Origin of the sequence: Bacillus sp. N5-665, assembly GCF_022637375.2 — a bacterium.
Taxonomy (GTDB): domain Bacteria; phylum Bacillota; class Bacilli; order Bacillales; family Bacillaceae_G; genus Bacillus_A; species Bacillus_A wiedmannii.
In genome coordinates this window covers 196491-216966 of sequence record NZ_CP093325.1, presented here as the reverse complement: position 1 = coordinate 216966, position 20476 = coordinate 196491, and the positions used below count along the sequence as shown (strand labels likewise).

The 20476-nt window shown below is 37.6% G+C and carries 21 protein-coding genes and 1 pseudogene; all 22 read right to left on the bottom strand.

Translation table 11 applies throughout. The features are described 5' to 3' along the window. Positions 1-86 precede the first annotated feature (86 nt). On the bottom strand, positions 87-788 hold the full coding sequence (locus MNO09_RS03335; protein ID WP_064476126.1) for a CpsD/CapB family tyrosine-protein kinase: 702 nt from the start codon (positions 786-788) through the stop codon (positions 87-89). After that, positions 778-1521 carry a YveK family protein gene (locus tag MNO09_RS03330; protein WP_064476125.1) on the bottom strand — a complete coding sequence of 248 codons (744 nt, stop codon included), beginning with the start codon at positions 1519-1521 and terminating at the stop codon, positions 778-780. Before MNO09_RS03330 ends, MNO09_RS03335 begins: the two co-directional genes overlap by 11 nt. A gap of 276 nt (positions 1522-1797) precedes the next feature. Further along, on the bottom strand, positions 1798-2475 hold the full coding sequence (locus MNO09_RS03325) for a CpsD/CapB family tyrosine-protein kinase (protein WP_088047748.1): 678 nt from the start codon (positions 2473-2475) through the stop codon (positions 1798-1800). A gap of 365 nt (positions 2476-2840) precedes the next feature. Beyond that, a complete protein-coding gene (fabZ, locus tag MNO09_RS03320) occupies positions 2841-3275 on the bottom strand; it encodes a 3-hydroxyacyl-ACP dehydratase FabZ (protein ID WP_000931959.1) in 435 nt (144 codons plus the stop codon). A gap of 652 nt (positions 3276-3927) precedes the next feature. Further along, a complete protein-coding gene (locus MNO09_RS03315; RefSeq protein WP_000457990.1) occupies positions 3928-4929 on the bottom strand; it encodes a rod shape-determining protein in 1002 nt (333 codons plus the stop codon). A gap of 161 nt (positions 4930-5090) precedes the next feature. After that, positions 5091-5363, bottom strand: a complete 273-nt coding sequence (gene spoIIID, locus MNO09_RS03310) for a sporulation transcriptional regulator SpoIIID (RefSeq protein ID WP_000544012.1) — start codon at positions 5361-5363, stop codon at positions 5091-5093. A 308-nt stretch (positions 5364-5671) separates the two neighbouring features. Then, positions 5672-5806, bottom strand: coding sequence for a hypothetical protein (locus MNO09_RS03305; protein ID WP_000008903.1), 135 nt, complete (start codon positions 5804-5806; stop codon positions 5672-5674). Between the two features lie 144 nt (positions 5807-5950). Continuing rightward, a complete protein-coding gene (gene spoIIQ, locus MNO09_RS03300) occupies positions 5951-6856 on the bottom strand; it encodes a stage II sporulation protein SpoIIQ (RefSeq protein WP_001214932.1) in 906 nt (301 codons plus the stop codon). Between the two features lie 162 nt (positions 6857-7018). Beyond that, on the bottom strand, positions 7019-7723 hold the full coding sequence (locus tag MNO09_RS03295) for an ABC transporter permease (protein ID WP_000144456.1): 705 nt from the start codon (positions 7721-7723) through the stop codon (positions 7019-7021). Continuing rightward, positions 7723-8565 carry an ABC transporter ATP-binding protein gene (locus tag MNO09_RS03290; RefSeq protein ID WP_088107503.1) on the bottom strand — a complete coding sequence of 281 codons (843 nt, stop codon included), beginning with the start codon at positions 8563-8565 and terminating at the stop codon, positions 7723-7725. The genes MNO09_RS03295 and MNO09_RS03290 overlap by 1 nt, the downstream gene beginning before the upstream one ends. 200 nt (positions 8566-8765) lie before the next feature. Beyond that, positions 8766-9773, bottom strand: coding sequence for a LytTR family transcriptional regulator DNA-binding domain-containing protein (locus tag MNO09_RS03285; RefSeq protein ID WP_001185974.1), 1008 nt, complete (start codon positions 9771-9773; stop codon positions 8766-8768). A gap of 116 nt (positions 9774-9889) precedes the next feature. Beyond that, positions 9890-10368, bottom strand: a pseudogene (locus MNO09_RS03280) (AMP-binding enzyme); the annotation flags it as partial. A gap of 108 nt (positions 10369-10476) precedes the next feature. Further along, positions 10477-11496 carry a stage II sporulation protein D gene (gene spoIID, locus MNO09_RS03275; protein ID WP_088107504.1) on the bottom strand — a complete coding sequence of 340 codons (1020 nt, stop codon included), beginning with the start codon at positions 11494-11496 and terminating at the stop codon, positions 10477-10479. 266 nt (positions 11497-11762) lie between these two features. Continuing rightward, positions 11763-13067: a UDP-N-acetylglucosamine 1-carboxyvinyltransferase gene (murA, locus tag MNO09_RS03270; RefSeq protein WP_000411269.1), complete on the bottom strand. Its 1305-nt coding sequence runs from the start codon at positions 13065-13067 to the stop codon at positions 11763-11765. 39 nt (positions 13068-13106) lie between these two features. Next, entirely contained in the window at positions 13107-13811 is a 705-nt protein-coding gene (locus MNO09_RS03265; RefSeq protein WP_000767923.1) for a YwmB family TATA-box binding protein, read from the bottom strand. A 51-nt stretch (positions 13812-13862) separates the two neighbouring features. Beyond that, the gene (locus MNO09_RS03260; RefSeq protein WP_000940744.1) at positions 13863-14099 is read right to left on the bottom strand and encodes a DUF1146 family protein; all 237 of its coding nucleotides are present in this window, start codon (positions 14097-14099) and stop codon (positions 13863-13865) included. 212 nt (positions 14100-14311) lie between these two features. Beyond that, complete coding sequence (gene nuoN / locus MNO09_RS03255; RefSeq protein WP_347280219.1) at positions 14312-15826, bottom strand: NADH-quinone oxidoreductase subunit NuoN; 1515 nt, start codon at positions 15824-15826, stop codon at positions 14312-14314. Positions 15827-15833: 7 nt separating this feature from the next. Continuing rightward, positions 15834-17336, bottom strand: coding sequence for an NADH-quinone oxidoreductase subunit M (locus tag MNO09_RS03250; RefSeq protein ID WP_000998951.1), 1503 nt, complete (start codon positions 17334-17336; stop codon positions 15834-15836). After that, positions 17333-19195, bottom strand: coding sequence for an NADH-quinone oxidoreductase subunit L (gene nuoL / locus MNO09_RS03245; protein WP_241950087.1), 1863 nt, complete (start codon positions 19193-19195; stop codon positions 17333-17335). Before nuoL ends, MNO09_RS03250 begins: the two co-directional genes overlap by 4 nt. A 29-nt stretch (positions 19196-19224) precedes the next feature. Continuing rightward, positions 19225-19539 carry an NADH-quinone oxidoreductase subunit NuoK gene (nuoK, locus tag MNO09_RS03240; RefSeq protein WP_000100078.1) on the bottom strand — a complete coding sequence of 105 codons (315 nt, stop codon included), beginning with the start codon at positions 19537-19539 and terminating at the stop codon, positions 19225-19227. Continuing rightward, positions 19532-20056 carry an NADH-quinone oxidoreductase subunit J gene (locus tag MNO09_RS03235; protein WP_001012823.1) on the bottom strand — a complete coding sequence of 175 codons (525 nt, stop codon included), beginning with the start codon at positions 20054-20056 and terminating at the stop codon, positions 19532-19534. Before MNO09_RS03235 ends, nuoK begins: the two co-directional genes overlap by 8 nt. Beyond that, entirely contained in the window at positions 20053-20472 is a 420-nt protein-coding gene (gene nuoI / locus MNO09_RS03230) for an NADH-quinone oxidoreductase subunit NuoI (protein ID WP_000677191.1), read from the bottom strand. The genes MNO09_RS03235 and nuoI overlap by 4 nt, the downstream gene beginning before the upstream one ends. Positions 20473-20476 lie beyond the last annotated feature (4 nt).

Here is a 20476-nt window from a genome sequence, read left to right as displayed (position 1 = left end):
AAAATCTTTTTTCCCTTGAATATGAGAAATCCCTCATATTCAAGGGAAAAAAGGAGATATGCTCTTGTCATATCTCACTCTTTTAATTAGTTTGCACCGTAATAATAATATAGACCTTGTTCACGTTCACGATCGTTCAAAACAACACCTAACAACTTACCTTTAGCCGATTCCAATAATCCTTTTGCCTTTACAGCTGATTCTTTCTCTGTCGATTCACTACGCACGACAAGAATAGAAGCATCACATACATTTGCCATAATTTGTGCATCTGTAACCGCTAAAATTGGCGGTAAATCAAAAATGACCAAATCATACATACTGTATGCTTGTCCAAGAAGTTCTTGCATTGATTTTGATCCTAATAATTCTGCTGGATTTGGTGGGATTGGGCCACAAGCTAAAAAGTGCAGATTATCTACAGCTGTCGTTTGTACGCATTTTTCTAACCGTTCACTATGTGTTAATACGTTCGTTAATCCGAAAATATTATCTACTTGGAACATTTGATGCATCGCTGGTTTACGCATATCTGCATCAATTAATAAAACTTTCTTTCCTTGCTGAGCAAACACAACCGCCATATTTGCTGTTGTTGTAGTTTTCCCTTCACTTGGGTTCGCAGACGTTACCATTAATGAATGTAAATTCGTATCAACAGCTGCAAACTCAACATTCGTTCGAATATTACGATATTGTTCTGAAATTGGTGATTTCGGTTGTTGATGAGCAATTAATTGACGGCGTTGACGATGATTTTTTTTCTTTTTAAATAAATTAAGAGCCAATTGTTTGTCCCCTCACTTTTCTTGATGATGGAGCATGTGATTTCACACTTGTTGTTTCTTCATCCATACGAGCCACAATACCTAACACTGGTAAACCAAGTAAATTTTCTACATCTTCTTCTTTTTTCACTGTGTTATCTAAGTATTCTAGTAAGAATGCAAGACCAACTGAAGCCATTAAACCGACAATGAAGGCAATTACTACATTTAACATTGGGCGTGGTTTAATTGGGGATTGATTTTCTGCAATTTCTGCTTTAGATAGTACTGTTACGTTATCAACGTTCATAATTTTTGCAACTTCACCTTTAAATACGTCCGCAGTTGCATTTGCAATATCACGAGCGACTTTCGGATCTTTATCCTCAGCCGTAACAGAAATAACCTGTGAATCCTTTTCATTCGCAACATTAATCTTCTTTGTTAAATCTTGCGCTACCATATTTAAATTTAATTTTTCCTTCACTTGATCTAAGATTACTGGACTTTTAATAATAACCTTATATGTATTCGTTAATTGAATATTCGTTTGAACTTCACCAGCTTGAAACATTGATCCCTCTTGTTTCTTCTGATTAACAAGAATTTGCGTAGAAGATTGATAGATTGGTGTCATGAAGAAGAAGCTAATGATAGCACTTACTATAGCGGCACCAAAGGCAATTACGAGGATCATTGCTAAACGTTTTTTTAAAATATGAAATAACTCTTTCAAACTAATTGTTTCTTCCATAAGTTCCTCCAACTTTCTAAAATTTGCACATAACAAAAATTATAACATATAAATCTTACATTTTTTTATTTTAGTAATATCTATGTACGTTTCTTATTTAAAAACATATATAATCTTACAAAATAATCTTAAATATGACAACACATTCCATCAATTTGACAAAAATTCCATTATATCATTTTTTTTGTATAATGCGATACAGAATTTTAAAACAATTCAAAAAAGCTAGTAAAAAAATTACTAGCTTTAAAAAAATACTATTTCATACATTATTTTCTAATAATATCCATATTGCTCTTGTTCTTCTCTTTTATCGTTTAATATAACACCAAGTAGCTTTCCGGATGCTTTATCTAATATTTGTTTTGCTTTTATTAGTTTATCTTTTTCTGTTTTTTCACTGCGTGCTACTAATACAATCCCATCACATTTATTAGCGAGTATTTGTGCATCTGTAACAGCTAATACAGGTGGTGTATCGATCAGAACGATGTCAAACATCTTATATGCCTCTAGAAGTACTTCATCCATTTTACGATATCCAAGTAGCTCTGCTGGGTTTGGTGGGATTGGACCTGCTGACATAACATATACGTTCTCTATGTCTGTTTTTTGAATACATTGCACAAACGATGCTTGTCCTGATAATAAATTCGTTAATCCATTTGGATTGTGTGCAGCGAATAAATTTTGCAATGTTGGTTTACGTAAGTCAGCTCCAATTAACAATACTTTTTTCCCTTGTTGTCCAAAAACAACTGCTAGATTAGAAATGGTCGTTGTTTTCCCATCACCTGGATCTGCTGAAGTGACAATGATAGAACGAATATGGTTATCTACAGATGTAAATTCAATATTTGTACGGATATTACGGTACTGTTCCGCAATGCGTGATTTAGGCTCTTTATTTGTAATTAATTGTCTTAATGGCTTTCTTTTCTTTCTCCCGAACATGTTATGGTCTCCTTTTTCAGAATACGACATTTTCCCCTTTTTCTCTTTATGCTCGATATGCTACGCCAATTTTTCATTTACTTCTACCGTTAAATTTCTCCATTACTTTCCTCTACAATCCATCATAACGAATCAGAATAACCTTTGTCCTATTCCACACCTTCTATAATGTGACAACGATATCTCTATTTTCATCGCGTTATCATTTATCTTAATTCCAAGATATTTATAGCGTCATTATATACAAACTTCCATACATTTACAATAAAAATTCTGATTACTCTGCATTTTAATATTTCGAATCAAAAATACATTAATTAAAAAAATTCTTCTGCATGTTACAGAAGAATTTTTTTAATTAACATCTATTCTTTTTTATCACCAATCGCAAATGTAATTTCAGCTTCACATGCAACTTCACCATCTACTGTTGCGATTGCTTTTCCTTTTCCGATTGGACCACGTACACGTGTCATTTCAACTTCTAGGCGAAGTTGATCACCTGGACGTACTTGTTTTTTGAAACGACAGTTGTCGATACCAGCGAAGAAAGCAAGTCTTCCGCGGTTTTCTTCTTTCTTTAATACCGCAACTGCTCCAACTTGTGCTAACGCTTCTACAATAAGTACACCGGGCATAACTGCATAGTCAGGAAAGTGCCCGTTAAAGAATTCTTCGTTTGCGGATACATTTTTAATTCCAACCGCTCTTTTTCCTTCATCTACTTCTAATATTTTATCAACAAGTAAAAATGGATAGCGGTGAGGAATGATTTCTTTAATTTGTTCTATATTTAGCATGTAACAATCGCCCCTTTTGTAATATTGGTCTTACCACTTGGACATATTGTTTATTATCCCATTTTGTTTATTGTTTGTCATTATAAAGTGAAACTTTAATCAGTGGGTGACCTTTCCCACTGATTATTAGCCTTCACCAATCGGGCTTTTACGGGCAGTTGATTTCCCGCCTAACTCCCTTGCACTCGCTGAATTTTGAGGTGGGAATCCTACTGCCCGTTAATGCGGGATAAAGTGAAACTTTAATATCTTTTCAGCTTTATATATAAAAAAATGCACACACTCTATTCTCTTAAAATAGCTGCATATTCCAGCAACTGACACGGAGGTAGAAAAGAGTGTATGCCCAAATTAGGGAAAGGCAATATGTACTGAAACATGATTTGCCTTAATGTCGTATTCGACTCATTATATTATAAACGTTTTCAAATAAGGAAATATTAAATTTAACCATATATATGAATATTTTACCTATTTCCTTCGTTTTTCTTTATTTTTCTTCTATTTTCTCAATAAATCAAAATAAAATAAAAAAATGAAAGAATAAAAAAACAAAAAAGAACTTCGGTTAACACCTTAGTTCTTCTCATTTTTCCTACTATTTGCGAGCTAATAATAAGTGGGGGATGCCCCCACTTATTAAAGTTTCACTTTATCGTAAAGCACGCTTTGGTAATTTATCGATATTCTCTAACATAATACCTGTACCAACAGCAACACATTGCATTGGGTTTTCAGCAATTAATACTGGTACTTTTAGTTCTTCTGCTAGAAGCATGTCGATACCGTGTAGTAAAGCTCCACCGCCCGTTAGAATAACACCGCGGTCGATGATGTCCGCAGATAGTTCTGGTGGCGTGCGCTCTAGTACGCCTTTTGCAGCTTGTACAATGATAGCCGCGTCTTCTTTTAGTGCTTCTGTAATTTCTTCAGAGCATACTGTAATTGTACGTGGTAAGCCCGTTACCATGTCACGTCCGCGAATTTCAAGCTCTTCGCTACGTGCACCTGGGAATACTGTACCAACTTTAATTTTAATATTTTCTGAAGTACGTTCTCCAATTAATAGCTTATACTTACGTTTAACGTAGTTTAAGATCTCCATATCAAACTTATCGCCAGCCATTTTGATAGAGGAAGAGGTAACAATATCACCCATAGATAGTACAGCGATATCTGTTGTACCTCCACCAATATCAACAACCATGTTACCGCTTGGTTGGAAGATTTCCATACCAGCACCAACTGCGGCTACTTTTGGTTCTTCTTCTAAAAATACTGTTTTACCACCTGAACGTTCAGCAGCCTCACGAATTGCTTTTTGTTCTACAGATGTGATATTTGTTGGACAGCAAATTAAAATGCGAGGTTTTGAAAAGAAGCTCTTCACGTCCAATTTGTTAATAAAATACTTTAACATTGCTTCTGTAATTTCGAAATCTGCGATTACACCATCTTTAAGTGGACGAATTGCTACAATATTACCAGGTGTACGTCCCACCATACTTCTTGCTTCTTCACCTACTGCTAATACTTTACCTGTGTTACGATCAATTGCCACAACAGATGGCTCATTTAATACAATACCCTTGCCTTTAACATGAATTAATACATTAGCCGTACCTAGGTCAATTCCGATATCTCGCGCAAACATTCCCGTCATTTCCTCCTCGATATTCAAAATCAGGTTACACCCGAATTCTTTTACACCTAATTTCTGATTTTATCATAAATTTAACAGAAACGTAATATTCGCAAAAAGAATTCTTCTGAAAAATATTACCGAATTGAAACGGAATGTTTGCGATCGCATATTTATTGACGGACCGGCTTTTCTACATCTTCTTTTCTATACTTTTGTTTTGTTGCTTCTCCGCCTCTTAAATGACGAATAGACTTATGATAATCAAGAATTTCTTTCACTTCATTTGCGAGCTCTGGATTAATTTCTGGTAGACGTTCCGTTAAATCTTTATGGACTGTACTCTTTGATACCCCAAATTCCTTTGCAATGACACGCACTGTCTTTCTTGTCTCCACGATATACTTACCAATCTTGATAGTTCTCTCTTTGATGTAATCGTGCACACCACTCGCCTCCCTAAATTGGATGTGAGAAGGGTGAAATGAGCCTCGCTGCATATGACTAAGAAGTAAGTGTGAGTGCTGTTTGTAAGCGTTAAACATCCTTGGATTTATAATGAAATGATTCACGATTTCTCACCTCAAACACTCTCTTTGCTTTGGTTTATACCATTGTATTGCCCGCACTACTGATATATGCTACATGTTCACTATTTTTGCGGACTAAGTTAAGAAAAATTACGTTTTTTCGTGAGAAATACGTCAACAGTGACTATTTTTGCGAAAAAAAATGACACCTTGTATATAAGGTGTCATTCTTCTCGTTCCAACTCTTCTTCTAACAATTGATGGTGGGGAACCTCTTTCTTACCGGCAATATAATAATATAAAGTGAATAAAACAAACAATAAAATAATAGCAGTCGACAGAACAAATAAAAATGACACAGTATCCCCTCCTTTTTGTAATATATATTCGAGAATCTCGTCATATTTCCTTGTTATTGCAACTTTTTTCTCGAAATCGAGTATTTTTATATGAAAATGAAAAAAAAATCAGCTCTCCTAGTGAGAACTGATTTTTTCACTTTCTTATTCTTGTGAAGAAGAACTGTTAGATGATTCTGTAGAACCATTTGTTGATTTTTCTTCTTTCTTCGGCTCTTCTTTTTTGTCACTAGTCGAACCGCTAGTTGATTTCTCTTCTTTTTGAGACTTGTCTTCTGTTTTATTTTCTGGTTTCGTGCTCGTCGACTTCTCTTCTTTTTGAGATTTGTCTTCAGCTTTTTTACCAGAAGCGTTCGTTGCCTTTGCAGCACCTGCATCAGCTTTAATTTCTGCTACTGACTTATTTAAGTAGCGCTCAGGGTTCACGGCCACGTTGTCTTTACGTACTTCAAAGTGAACGTGAGAACCTGCTTCTTTATTCATTGCACTTAGACCGGATTTTCCTAATACTTCACCTTGTGCAACTCGTGCACCTTTTTCTACTTTCACACTGCCTAAGCTTTGATAAGAAACTGCTACACCATTTCCGCTATCAACTGTTACAACATAACCAAGAAGTGAATCTTTTTCAGCTTTCGTTACTGTACCGCTTAAAGCAGCAGCTACATCGAATTCTTTTCCATTCTTCGCAGCAATGTCGATTCCTTTATTTGGGGAATATGTGTTGTTATAAAAGACAAGTGCTTTTTCTTGTTCCGCCTCAGTTGCTGCATCTTCATAGAATTTCTTCTGCACGACTACTTCCGCATTAGCGGCAGCTGGCATTTTCACTACTTCTGAAGATTTCGTTACTGGTACTGCTGGATCTTCCGATTGTGTATACGGTGTTGCTTGATCTTGGTTCGGAGTCTTCTTCGGATTAGCTCCTTGGAACCATAGCGCAACCATTAAAATTACCGCTGCACATGCAATGTATAGTGCCGGAAACACCCATCTTTTTTGAAATAAATGTACTACCTTTTGCGACTTTTTATTATTTCTTCCTCGCATTCCATCATCACCTCAGCAATCATTTTGAACAATATTCACGTATCCTATACAACGTATAACTAATTACTTTTCGACAAAATCTGTAAAAATATGTATAGGAATTGTAAAATTTCCGAGGAAATGATAGAAAAAATAAAAAACTGAGCACTTTCGGCTCAGTTTTTAGTCCAATTGTTTCTTTTTATATACGATTAAACATGCAATAAGTGAAATAACGAGCCACACTCCAACATTTAGCATGTGCCCACTAATACTACTAAACCCAGCACCCTCCACTAAGCTTTTAATCGCTTTTTCAAGATGAGATGTTGGAAGATAACTAATCATCGTCTTAATTACTTTATTTTCAACCATTGGCTCAAATTGTACAGCTAAATACATCGTCATTAATATTGGCATTCCAATTAGTGATGTTTGCGGGACAGACTCAGCTAATAATCCAATTACTGTTCCAATTAAAATGAATAGAATTGTTCCACATAAGAAAATAAATGCTAGCAATAAGAGATTGCCACTTAATTGATCTAAGATGAATAAGTTTACAATGGAAATACCCAACGTTAAACATGCTGTTAATATACTTTTTCCAAGAAGGACTTCAACAGAAGAAGCCGGTGATAGCATTAACACACGTAACGTATGTTTTTCTTTCTCTTCTGCAATTACCATTGATTGAACAAACCCTGCTACAAATAGAAAGGACATTAAAGTAATAATGCCAACTCCTGCCTGTCCTTCTCCAAATCGGCTAAATATAAATGCAAATATAATTGGTAAAGATGCCATTAACAAAACTTGTGAATTTGTCTTAAAATCTTGTACTTCTTTTCTAAAAATAGCTGATACACGTCTCATTGAAAATGTCATTATAATCCCCTCCCAGTAACTTCAATAAAGATATCGCCTAGCGTTGGTTCGTGTGAATGAATGGATAGTAATTCACCTTTTTTCATCCATTCTGAAATGCGTTTTGCACCTAATTCATCTTTTTGCACGATTTCTTTTTGCTTATCTTTTAATACGACTTGTATTTGATCTTTCGCGTATTGTAAGCGAAGGTTTTCTGGTGTATCAAGCGCTACAATTTCTCCGCCGCATAGAAAGGCGATGCGATTACAAAGCGTTTCCGCTTCGTCCATATTGTGCGTCGTTAAGAAAATCGTCGTCCCTTCTTTATTTAAGTCTTTTAAGATTTTATGAATGTTTTGTACGTTTACTGGATCAAGTGCAGATGTTGGTTCATCTAAGAAGAGGATATCTGGTTTATGAAGGATTGCTCTAGCTAATGTAACGCGCTGCTTCATTCCTTTTGATAGTTTCTTTACTGGTGTTTTTTTATCATCTAATAGATTCACTTGCGCTAGCACTTCATCAATTCGTTCTTTTTTACAATCATATAAGTCACAAAATAATAGTAAGTTATCATAAATGCTAAGTCTTTCATATAAACCGCTGTTGTCTGTTAAAATACCAATTCGTTTATAATCGATGCTGCTTGGGCCTGTAATATCTCTGCCTAGTACCCTCACTGTTCCAACACTATGCAGCAATTGAGAAGTTAAAATCTTTACTGTTGTCGTTTTTCCAGATCCACTCGGTCCGAGGAATCCAAAAATTTCTCCTTGCTTCACTTCAATATTTACATTTCGAAGTGCTGTTTTTTCGTTGAAACTTTTCATTACATCTTTCATTTCAATTGCCAATGTCATCTCGTCATCCCCTTTGTTTTTTCCTTTATAGATGAAAGTCGCTTTAGCGCTTTTCGTTTGTTTGTTTCGCTTTTCGTTTGTTTGTTTCGCTTTTCTTGACTCAATCATATGAAAAACAAAGAGGTTTCGCAGTAAAATACCAGTAAAAGGAGTATTTTTACCGGTGAATGAATCGTATTTTGAGCTTATTGGAGCAATTTTTATAGCCCAATCACACCTTTTAATTCATCCATTCGTCCTTTTGAAAGCGGGATTGAACTTTTTCTTTCGTCATCCAAAATTAAACTAAAGCTATTACGAGTCCACGTAATCACTTCTCGTACTCTTTGTAAATTCACAAGGTACGAGCGATGACATCTAAAGAACCCGAATCCTGTTAATCTCGCTTCTAGTTCACTTAATGTTAATGCACATACGAAATCACCTTCACGCACATGAATATGTGTCACTCCGTTTTGCGTTTCAATGAAATGAATTTCCATCGGATCAAGTAAAATGATTTTATCGTTTACTTTCGCTGGAATTCTTTCAAGTTTCATTTGCGGAATCATTTGCACGACCTTCTCTTCATCCACCTCTTCAACTTCTTCTTGTTCGATTTCTATTTTTTTCACACCATCATTGTTTAATATGTATACATCTTCTGTTAACGAAAGGGCGTCCGATAGAAAGGATGACGTAATAAAAATGGCCTTTCCTTGCTCTTTCATTTTCATAATTGATTTTCGAATAATAATTGTGCTCTCTGTATCTACATTTTGCTCCGGCTCTTCCAAAATAACTAAGTCTGGATTATGAACCATCACTCTCCCGATATGAAGGCGACGTTTCTCTGAAAATGATAGTTTTTCTATTTTAACGTTTAACTTATCTAAGAGGCCGACATATTGTACAACTTCTTCCGTACTCATATTCGATTCATACAGCCCTATTAAAAACTTAAAGTATTCCTTCACCTTCAAACGATCATATGCTTCATCTTTCAAAAAACAAAAGCCGATGCGAGAATAATTTTTCTTTCCAATCGCTTTACCTTCAAATAGCACATTGCCAGTTGAAGCTTCTTCCTCACCAATAATAATGCGGTGCAATACTTTAGCTGTATGGTTATTACATTGCAAAACAACACATTGTCCCTTCTCAACCTTCAGTTCAACTGCTGGTAACTGGTTCGTCTTCCCTAATTGTCTCAACTCCAATAACGCCATTCTGTCTCCCCCAAATACTTTTTATCCTATTATACCAAACAATTAATGGAAGATTTAGATATTTTATGAAGTACCATAAAAAGAAGGCTATCCAACTGAAAGGATAGCCTTCTTCTCTAGTTTTGCTCTACCATATACGTCTTGAGCTGATCACGCAGCGCATGTTTTAGAAACTTCCCTACAGATGTTTTCGGAATTTCGTTTACAAATAAAATATCGTCTGGCATCCACCATTTTGGAAAATCTGCTTCTAGTAAAGCATACAGATCTCTTCCTTTTCCACTGCTTGTCCCTCTTTTAGTACAACGCAAGCAACGGGACGTTCTTGCCATTTTTCATGCGGCACCGCCACAATCGATGCTTCTAACACTTTATCGTGCGACATTAAGGCATTTTCTAAATCTACGGAAGAAATCCATTCGCCTCCACTTTTAATTCAGTCTTTCGTACGATCAGCAATCTTAATACATCCTTCCGAATCAACCGTGACAATGTCTCCTGTATAGAGTCAACCGTCTTTCATTGATTCTTCTGTACGTTCACCCTTATAATAGCTTCCAGCGATCCATGGGCCCCTTAAACAGAGTTCTGTCATCGCTGAACATTGACGATTTTTTTAATATATCAACGATTCGACAAGGAACCTATCTACTAACAAAAGAAAACCGTCCCAACATACCTCTTGGAACGGTCTCTTTTCCCCCTACTTCTTCACCATTAACTTTCCTTCATAATCATTCATCGACTTTATTTCGACACCTTTATAATAATGAGCAACGATATCTGTATATTTCTTACCTTCCGCCGCCATGCCATTTGCTCCGTATTGGCTCATGCCAACGCCGTGACCAAATCCCTTCGTTGTAACGACGATTTTATCCCCCTCTTGTTTCCACGTGAAGTCAGAAGAGCGTAAATCTAACTTTTCACGAACTTGCTTTCCTGTTAATGTTTTCCCTTGAAATGCTACATCTTTTACTCGCTTTCCTTCCGTAAGATCTTTAATATTTCCAACCTTCCCGTCTGCCAACACCTTCACACCAAGACGTTTTTGAAAGTCAGCTACTGTAAATGTTTGCTCGCTCGTAAATTTTGGAGAGGCTTGATCCCACGGACTATCTACGCTCTTTAAGTATGGATAATCATTTCCCCAATAATCAGCTGCATTTTCTGTCCGGCCATTACTCGTTGAGAAGAAGGATGCTGAGATTGGTTTTCCATCATACGTTAAAACTTGTCCTGCGGTTTTCGAAACGGCTTCTTCGATTTTTTTCAAGTTATTTTCGTAGTTATTACCCCATTGTTTCTTCAATTCTTCTTTACTTTTGTACACTTGATCTTTCACCGTATCGGTCACGTCCGCATTGTTTTTCTTACCTCCGCTTAGCATACGCTGTACCACAAATGTTCTCGCTGCTAATGCCTGCGCCTTTAGCGCCTCTATTTCAAAACTGGCATTCATCTCAGAAGCTACTACACCGGTCACATACTCCTCCATAGGTAATGTTTCTACCTTCTTTTGCTGATCACGATATACAGCAACTTGAACCTCTGTATCCACTTTCCCTGGAGCTGGTATACTTTCTATCGCTGGAGGAGTTTTAGAAGCTGCGTCTTCCCCTACTTTTGCTTTCGCAAACGGAATAACAAGAGCAGCAGGTACAATGATAACGAGCGCTATGAGAAGCGCTACTGTGATAAAAAGTGGCTTTGAAAATTTCATCTTATTTCCCCCAATATCCAAAAGCTTTACTCCATTCATTCTTATGGAACAACTCTTTCTTTTAGAACATACTGAAGGGGAACCATATAAAGTGAAACTTTAATCAGCCGCACCAATCGAATGTTTACGGACAGTTAACGCAGGATAAAACAAAAATTTTCTAAATATTTTTACTGGTACGTGCATAAGTATAGAATTTATTGACTATAACAGTAATAACCCAAAAAAAATAGCCCCTACGTCAAAAGACGTAGAGACTATTCCAATTAAGCGTGAAGATCAGAAACTTCTTGTTCTTTCACTTCTTCTACTTTTTCGTTTACACGTTCAATAGTTGCACCTAATGCAGCTAATTTCTTATGGAAATCTACATAACCACGGTCAAGATGCTTTAACTCAGTTACACGAGTGTAACCTTCAGATACTAAACCAGCTAAGATTAATGCAGCAGCAGCACGTAAGTCAGTTGCGCCTACTTCAGCACCTTGTAAGCTGTTTGGACCGTTCATAATAACAGAACGACCTTCGATTTTAATATCAGCATTCATACGACGGAATTCTTCAACGTGCATAAAGCGGTTTTCGAATACCGTTTCTGTAATCATACTTGTTCCATCAGCTTGTAGTAATAATGCCATCATTTGTGATTGCATGTCTGTTGGGAAACCTGGGTGAGGCATAGTTTTAATATCAACCGCTTTTAACTTATCTGGGCCGATAACACGTACACCTTCATTTTCCTCAATAACTTTAACACCCATTTCTTCCATTTTCGCTGTAATTGAGCGTAAATGTTCAGGTACAGCATTTTCAATTAAGATGTCTCCACCAGTAATTGCCGCTGCAACCATGAATGTTCCCGCTTCAATACGGTCAGGAATAATAGAGTGGTTTCCACCATATAATTTATCAACGCCTTCGATACGAATCGTTCCAGTTCCAGCTCCGCGTACTTTCGCTCCCATCGCATTTAAGAAGTTCGCTAAGTCAACGATTTCTGGTTCTTTCGCTGCGTTTTCAAGGATTGTTGTCCCTTTTGCTAATGTAGCTGCAGACATAATGTTTTCTGTCGCGCCCACGCTTGGGAAGTCTAAATAAATTTTAGCTCCTTTTAGTTCTCCCTCAACGTATGCCTCAACAAAACCATTACCAACCTGTACTTTTGCTCCCATTGCTTCGAAGCCTTTTAAATGTTGGTCAATTGGACGTGAACCAATTGCACATCCACCAGGAAGTGCAATACGAGCACGGCCGTTACGTGCAAGTAATGGTCCCATTACTTGAACAGATGCACGCATTTTACGTACATATTCAAATGGTGCTTCAATGTTTAGTTCTTTAGAAGCATCGATTGTTACTTGGTTATTTTCAAATACGACTTCAGCATTTAAATGACGTAATACCTCATTAATTGTGTATACATCAGACAAAACTGGTACTTCAGATAGTACATTCTTTCCATCACTCGCTAATAGGGCTGCAGCGATTATAGGTAATACAGCATTTTTTGCGCCCTCAACACGCACTGTGCCGTTTAACCGCTTTCCGCCACGGACGATGATCTTTTCCAAATTATTCCCCTCCGTGTCCTTTTTTCAGTATCTATTCACTCAATACTCAGAAGTTATGATCGGTGTGCCAACCACAATTGTATCTTTGTTGTCTGTAGAACGTATTGCTATTTGCACATTTATTTTCTCTCTATTTGTTGAAAGAGCGTCATCCCACTTTTTATTGTATGCGGAGACTGACACAAATGCTCTTTCTTCTATCTGTTCGATCGCTCTTGCTGAAAGATTTTTCAAAACCTGATTGGTTTTATTTTGCAAAACACCTTCAATCTTATCATTCAGTACACCTTGAACACAAGTGTAAATTATAGGTTTTTCACTAAAAATTTTATTTGTTTTCTGAATGTACTTCGGGTCCCATTTCGCCCCGCTTACTTCAAAAATAATGAAAGTGTTTTCTTTAGTATTTTCCTTACTCCATGTTACTACTACTCGTTCTTCATAAGAAGAAAACTTTTTATAGGATGTAGCTTTATATCCATCTGGAGATTGCTCTAATTCCCACTTTTGAATATTCGCCTTGTCCTTCACATCGTTTAACAACTTTTGAAACGTATGTATATTAGAAATTGTTTTTGTTTCTCGCGCTAACCATGACCACTTCTCTACTTTAGCATCATTTTTCTCTAAAGTTGCAATCATGCTCTCCATTTTCTGTTCATCGCTGATCGGTTTCATCTCTCTATATCCAACCAAAAATAAAACAACACTTATCACAACAATAAGAATGGCTTTAAGCTTCAATTTCATCCCCTCCTATCCCCATTGTTAACGGAGATATGAGGTTCTATACACTTACTTTACTAAATACGTTAAACTCTTTGAATAGCCTAAATAATCAAGGAAAAAGTTACTTACAGATGTCCCAATTGCAATTGTAATTAGGATGAGTAACACTCGCGTCTGCATCACCTTTCCAGACTTCATTAAACGCTCAATGTGAACACCTTGTAAGGCCCACCACGTAATGGTAATAAACAATAAATGCGAAACAATGGCAATCAGTGCTTGTTGCCCTAAAAGATGTGCCAAAAAATCGACCCCTTTTTACCCAGCTACTACTTACGAAATACTATAAAAACGATACCATAATAAGTAGGAGCCACACTTTTTCAAATACAAATAAGCATCTTACATTTCACTTCGTAATTTGCTCTCAAAAAACATATACCTACATGCATTTTCAATTGTAATTCACACAAAATAAAAAGCGCAGAGTAACAACTCCACACCTTTTATTTTCACTATTGTACCACGTTCCCTAAGAAGAAGAAATCCTTCATTAATGGAAAATATTCATAAAAGAAATTGTATCCAATCATCGGCATAATCCCTAGTATTACAATCGAGATTGCACAAAGGCTCATAACAACCTTTATATTCAATGGTAAACGAATTTTCTCTTCCACTTCTCCCGCCCTGAAAAACATTTGCTGTAAAATACGGAAATAATATACGAATGAGATGACTGTCGTCCCCATCATAATAGAAGCTAGTACGTAATGAGCTGGCTCTACATGCAGTGCACCTAAAAAGATGTTAATTTTCCCGATGAAACCAGCTGTTCCTGGTATCCCGGCCAACGATAATATAAAAATCGTCATCACTATCGCTGTAAATGGCGACCGCTTATATAATCCGGTGAAAATGGTAATGTTTTCTTTGTCGCTTTGTAAGATTAAGCCGTGGATAATTGCAAATGCGCCTATATTCATAAGCATATACGCAAGCATGTAAAACCACATGCTATCCATCGTAAATGGTGATAATGCTACAAGCGGAACGAGTAAATACCCCGCATGTGCGATTCCCGAATAGGCAAATAGGCGTTTTACGTTATATTGCTTTAACGCTACTACGTTTCCAATAATCATCGTAATACTCGCTAGTACTGCAATGTATATGCTCATACGTCCGTATAAAGATTGCATGTCTCCTTGCACCGATACACTTGCAAAAACCATGAGAAACAGACGAATAATGATTAAGAATCCAGCAATTTTAGAAATCGTCCCGAGAAAAGCAGTAACAGGCGTAGCCGCTCCCTCATACACATCTGGTGCCCACATATGAAACGGCACTGTCGCAATTTTAAACGAGAGTCCAACGAGTAATAGTAGAAATGCGAGAGCTAACAATAACTGAATACCACCAGCAAGCTCCCCTGCGAATACTTTTTGCATATCCACGATATTAGTTGATCCTGTGATACCGTATAAATAACTCATTCCAAAGAGCGTAATTGCCGTGCCAATACCTCCATTAATGACATATTTCATGGCCGCCTCGTTTGACGCACGGTTCCTTTTTCGTATTCCTACTAAAATATATGAAGAAAGTGAAAGCAATTCTAAACCGACGAAAAGTGTAATGAAGTCGACACTAGAAGCCATAAACATAGCCCCAAGAAGTGCCATTAAAAATAAGTAATAATATTCTCCCTTATCTTCAATTGGATTCTTCTTATCATCGCTCATGGCGGTGCATAAGATGAGGGCCGCTCCGCCTAATAACAACGTTTTGAATCCTTTTGAAAACCCATCTAACACAAACGATCCGTTTAAAATATCTCCTGTCGGTTCACCATATAGCGTAATTAATGAGACGATTGCTAATATGACGGCTGCGATTGCACTAAGCGCTACATATCTATGGTTCAACTTAAAAAACAAATCACATATGGAAAGAAGGATGGCAGCTCCGAGAATAATGAATTCTGGCACCATGAGATGCCATGATAAGCTAAGTAACGTATTCATATCCATCCTACTTCACCCCCAATGTTTTCAATGTATTTTGAAGCGGATCCCCTAATATTTCTGGCATTACTCCAATCGCAATAATGCAGAAGATAAGTAGCAATATAGGGACATACTCCCATCCGTGTATATCAGCTTTCGCTTCCCACTCTTTCTTACCAAATGTTACTTGAAGTGTCGCTCTCAATACGTATACAGCGGTTAAAATGATGCCAAGTACACCGACTGCAGCAATGACTGGCTCCCCTTGGAATAAACCGAGAAAGGCAAGAAACTCGCTAACAAATCCAGACATTCCTGGTAATCCAAGCGATGCCATTCCTCCTGCTAAGAAGAATCCGCTAAGTACCGGGACACTTTTTGCGAGTCCGCCAAGCGCTGTAATGTCCGAAGTTCCAAAGCGCTGTTCTATAACGCCAAGTAAGAAAAAGAGTAAGGCTGCAATTAAACCGTGAGAGACAACTTGGAATAGTGCCCCTTGTATACCTGGTGCATTTAACGCTGCAAGGCCCATTAATACGATGCCCATATGCGAAATACTAGAGTAAGCAAGCACCTTCCGAAAGTCCGTTTGAATGAGCGCTAAGAATGCTCCGTACAATAAATTGATGACTCCTAAAATCGCAATAAACGTTGCAAACTCGCGAAAGTATTCCGGGAATAGCCCCTTTCCGAAACGAATCATACCGTATGCCCCAATCTTCAGTAAAACGCCCGCATGAAGCATAACTACAGCCGGATGCGCTTCAACATGCACATTGACCATCCAGCGATGTAACGGGAAAACGGGTAGTTTAATCGCAAAAGCAATCATTATGGCAAGAAACAAGCCGAACTGTAAGCTACTTGAGACAGCCATTCCTCCCCCAGCACCTACACTCGTTAATATTTCTTTAAGCTCTGTAATATTTGTTGTACCTGTTTTCGCAAATAAAACCGAGAAAACGATGAGTAAAATAGCGGAGCCAATACCGTTATATATTAAATAACTATAAGCAGCTTTTTCACTCGACAATTTCCCCCACTTCCCAATTAATAAAAACATTGGCGGCAACGTAATTTCAAAGAAGATAAAGAACAACATTAAATTTTGAGCAGCGAAGACGCCGAGCATCCCTATTTCTAACATGAGTAGCAGCATATAAAAGGCTTTCAAGTTCCTTTTAATAGTAAATGCCGCAATTGCTGCAAGCATCGCTAGAAGGGCTGTCAGCACCATCATAACGAGCGATAAACCATCAATGCCGAGCTCGTAATAAATGGAAAACCATCTTTTATCCACCGCTGCAAAATCCCCAAATTTAATCCATTTCACTTTTTGATCGAATAGCGACAAACTCTTTCCAGAAGCATATGTACAAGCGAGGACGATAGCGATTCCAAATGGAAGCGCCGTTCCAAATAAACCAAGCGCTCGCACAGTACGCGATTCTTTTTTTGGCGTTAATACAAGTAAGAGAATTCCTAAAAGCGGGGAAAAAATGAAGAACGTTAATAACAAATCATTCATCGTAAATCCCCTCCCGTATAGAGCAAAATAATGACGAGTACTGCAAGCGAAACAGCTGTTACAGTGCCGTACACTTGTACATTTCCGTTTTGGAGTCTAGAACCGAGTCCGCTTATCCCTTTAACTAGACTCCCTATTAAAACGGCAATTCCTTCGACTACATACACCTCAAATAAGCGAAGCACATGAGCGATTCCCTTCGTAATAGGGAGCACCGTCATATTGTATAGTTCATCCACATAATATTTTTCTTTCAAAAAGTTATAAAGAGGTGTTCCCTCGCCCCCAGCCCAATCTCTAGAAATAGATTTCTTGCCATATATGAAATATGCAAGAGCAATCCCAGCAAATGAAACGAGCGTCGCAACAATCATAATCCAAACTGGTCCGTGTGCCTCTCGCGCTTTAAATGCTACATCTTTCGTAAGCCAATCTCCGAGAAACGTACCAAACCATGGTGTATTTATATAACCTGCCACTACTGTAAGGACCCCGAGAACGATCATCGGATACGTCATAATGCGGGGCGATTCATGCACATCTTCCTTCGTCTTCGCTTCCCCAGTAAAGACAAGGAAGTATAGCCGGAACATGTAGAACGCTGTTAAGAATGCTGCAATTACTGCTAATATGAATAAACCGTAATTGCCATTCATCCAAGCCGCTGCTAAAATTTCATCTTTACTAAAGAAACCGGAAAGGAGTGGCACACCACTAATTGCAAGTGTACCGATTAAAAATAGTGCACCCGTTACTTTCATCTTCTTTTGTAAACCGCCCATTTTATTAATGTCTTGCGTATGCACTGCATGAATGACACTTCCTGCCGCCAAAAATAGTAGTGCTTTAAAAAAGGCGTGTGTCGTTAAATGGAAAACACCAGCTACATAACCAGCAGATCCTAATGCGAGCATCATATAACCTAGCTGGCTAACCGTAGAATAAGCGAGCACTCTCTTTATATCCGTTTGTACAAGACCGATAGAAGCCGCAAAGATTGCGGTGAAAGCTCCAACGATTGCCACCGTCTGCATCGCCACCGCACTTGCTGAAAATAGTGGGAACATCGTCGCCACTAAATACACGCCAGCTGCGACCATCGTCGCCGCATGAATAAGTGCCGAAACAGGCGTCGGCCCTTCCATCGCATCTGGTAACCACGTATGAAGCGGGAACTGACCTGACTTTCCCATCGCACCGATAAAAATTAATATCGCTGTTATTGTAATCACCGTAGGGGTAAGATCCCCCGTATGAATCGCCCTAAATATAGCGTCATATTCAAAACTACCTGCATGCCAGAAAATTAAGATCATCCCAATAAATAAACCGACATCTCCAATACGAGTCATAATAAAAGCCTTTTTCGCAGCAGCCTTCGCTTCTTCTTTAAAGAAATAAAAACCGATGAGTAAAAATGAACCAAGACCGACTAACTCCCAAAATATATAAAGCTGTAATAAATTCGGTGAAATAACGAGCCCGAGCATCGCAAATGTGAAGAGCCCTAAATAGGCATAAAAGGTTGGTAATCTTTCATCACCTTTCATATAACCTTTCGAATACACATGTACAAGTAAACTCACAAGTGTAACGATAAACAGCATTAAAGCCCCTAATGCAGTCACTTCAAAGCCAAATGATATATCAATATCTCCCGTTCTAAGCCATACCCACTTATGCTTCAATCCTACTTTCGAAAACCGTTCTATTAATACAAGTACCGCAAATATAAAGGAGAGAAAGACGAGGAAAATACTAAGTACACTGCTTCCTTCTCTAATTTTCTTCCCGAATATAAGTAATAAAAAAAACGAAACAAGCGGGAAAAGCGGTATGAGCCATGCATAATCGATCATTGTTTCCTTCCCCCTTTTCGGTCACAATGTTATCCTTTGAGCGTATCCATTTCATCTACATGAACCGTCGTACGATTACGATACAAAGCAATTAAAATGGCAAGTCCTACCGCCGCCTCCGCAGCTGCTACAGCCATCGTAAACAGAGAGAAAATTTGCCCTGTTAAATTTGGGAACAAACCTAATTTACTAAACGCGACTAAATTTAAATTGGCCGCATTAAGCATTAATTCAATACAAACTAATACAATCACTGTATTTCGCTTCGTTAAAGCTCCAAACAAACCGATGCAAAACAAAATAATCGCAAGCGTTAAATATGCAGAAGCCGGAACGCTACTCATTGGAATCCTCCTCTTTCTCATCCTTCTTCGCAAGTATAATCGCGCCAACAAGTGCTACAAGTAAAATAACTGAGGTTAACTCAAATGGAATAATATATTTCGAATAGAGAAGTGTACCGATTTGAAGTGTGTTTTTTTCATGGAGAAGTAAACTTCCTTGTGTGCTTTCATTTGCAAAATCAATATTGTTAACAGCGAAATACATAACTGCCCCAAATGCTACAACCGCAAAGAAGATAATCCATTTTCGAAGAGTAAGACGCGATTCATTTTCTGCGTTATGTTGCGTTAACATAATGCCAAAAATCATAATAATTGTAATCGCACCGGAGTAAAGTAAAATTTGTGCAACTCCGATAAATTCGGCCGATAAAAGAAAGTACAAACCTGCGATACTAAGAAATGTCAGAACGAGAGCTAGCATCATATGCATGACTTTCGTTAAGTTCAACATAAGAACACCGCCGATAATTGCAGACAAGGATAGTATAAAGAATGCTACAAACTCGCCATTCATGCTTTATTCTCCTTCCTGACATTTTCGTCGTTTTCGTCAAGCCACTGCAAATTTTTAAATAAGTCATCACGTGAATATTCCGCGAGTTCAAAGTTATTTGTCATAACAATCGCCTCTGTCGGACAAACTTCTGTACATAAATCACACAGAATACAAATTTCAAAATTAATATCGTACGTGTCGATAATTTTTCCTTTTTTCGTAGGATCCGGATGTTTTTTTCCCGTTAACTGAATACAGTCTGTCGGACAAATGTTGGAGCACTGATTACAAACAATACACTTTTCCGGATAAAACTTTTGAATGCCTCGAAAGCGGTCCGGCAGCGGCAACGGTTGATTCGGATAATCATAAGTCACCTTCTTCTTACTCAAATTGCTTAATGTATATTTTAATCCTTTAAATAGTCCTTTCATCTCT

Coding starts and splice junctions, on each gene's coding strand:
- MNO09_RS03330 (WP_064476125.1), bottom strand. CDS start 1,521: ATGGAAGAAACAATTAGTTTGAAAGAGTTATTTCATATTTTAAAAAAA.
- MNO09_RS03325 (WP_088047748.1), bottom strand. CDS start 2,475: ATGTTCGGGAGAAAGAAAAGAAAGCCATTAAGACAATTAATTACAAAT.
- fabZ (WP_000931959.1), bottom strand. CDS start 3,275: ATGCTAAATATAGAACAAATTAAAGAAATCATTCCTCACCGCTATCCA.
- MNO09_RS03315 (WP_000457990.1), bottom strand. CDS start 4,929: ATGTTTGCGCGAGATATCGGAATTGACCTAGGTACGGCTAATGTATTA.
- spoIIQ (WP_001214932.1), bottom strand. CDS start 6,856: ATGCGAGGAAGAAATAATAAAAAGTCGCAAAAGGTAGTACATTTATTT.
- MNO09_RS03295 (WP_000144456.1), bottom strand. CDS start 7,723: ATGACATTTTCAATGAGACGTGTATCAGCTATTTTTAGAAAAGAAGTA.
- MNO09_RS03290 (WP_088107503.1), bottom strand. CDS start 8,565: ATGACATTGGCAATTGAAATGAAAGATGTAATGAAAAGTTTCAACGAA.
- MNO09_RS03285 (WP_001185974.1), bottom strand. CDS start 9,773: ATGGCGTTATTGGAGTTGAGACAATTAGGGAAGACGAACCAGTTACCA.
- spoIID (WP_088107504.1), bottom strand. CDS start 11,496: ATGAAATTTTCAAAGCCACTTTTTATCACAGTAGCGCTTCTCATAGCG.
- nuoN (WP_347280219.1), bottom strand. CDS start 15,826: ATGAATACGTTACTTAGCTTATCATGGCATCTCATGGTGCCAGAATTC.
- MNO09_RS03250 (WP_000998951.1), bottom strand. CDS start 17,336: ATGAATGATTTGTTATTAACGTTCTTCATTTTTTCCCCGCTTTTAGGA.
- nuoL (WP_241950087.1), bottom strand. CDS start 19,195: ATGATCGATTATGCATGGCTCATACCGCTTTTCCCGCTTGTTTCGTTT.
- nuoK (WP_000100078.1), bottom strand. CDS start 19,539: ATGAGTAGCGTTCCGGCTTCTGCATATTTAACGCTTGCGATTATTTTG.
- MNO09_RS03235 (WP_001012823.1), bottom strand. CDS start 20,056: ATGAATGGCGAGTTTGTAGCATTCTTTATACTATCCTTGTCTGCAATT.
- nuoI (WP_000677191.1), bottom strand. CDS start 20,472: ATGAAAGGACTATTTAAAGGATTAAAATATACATTAAGCAATTTGAGT.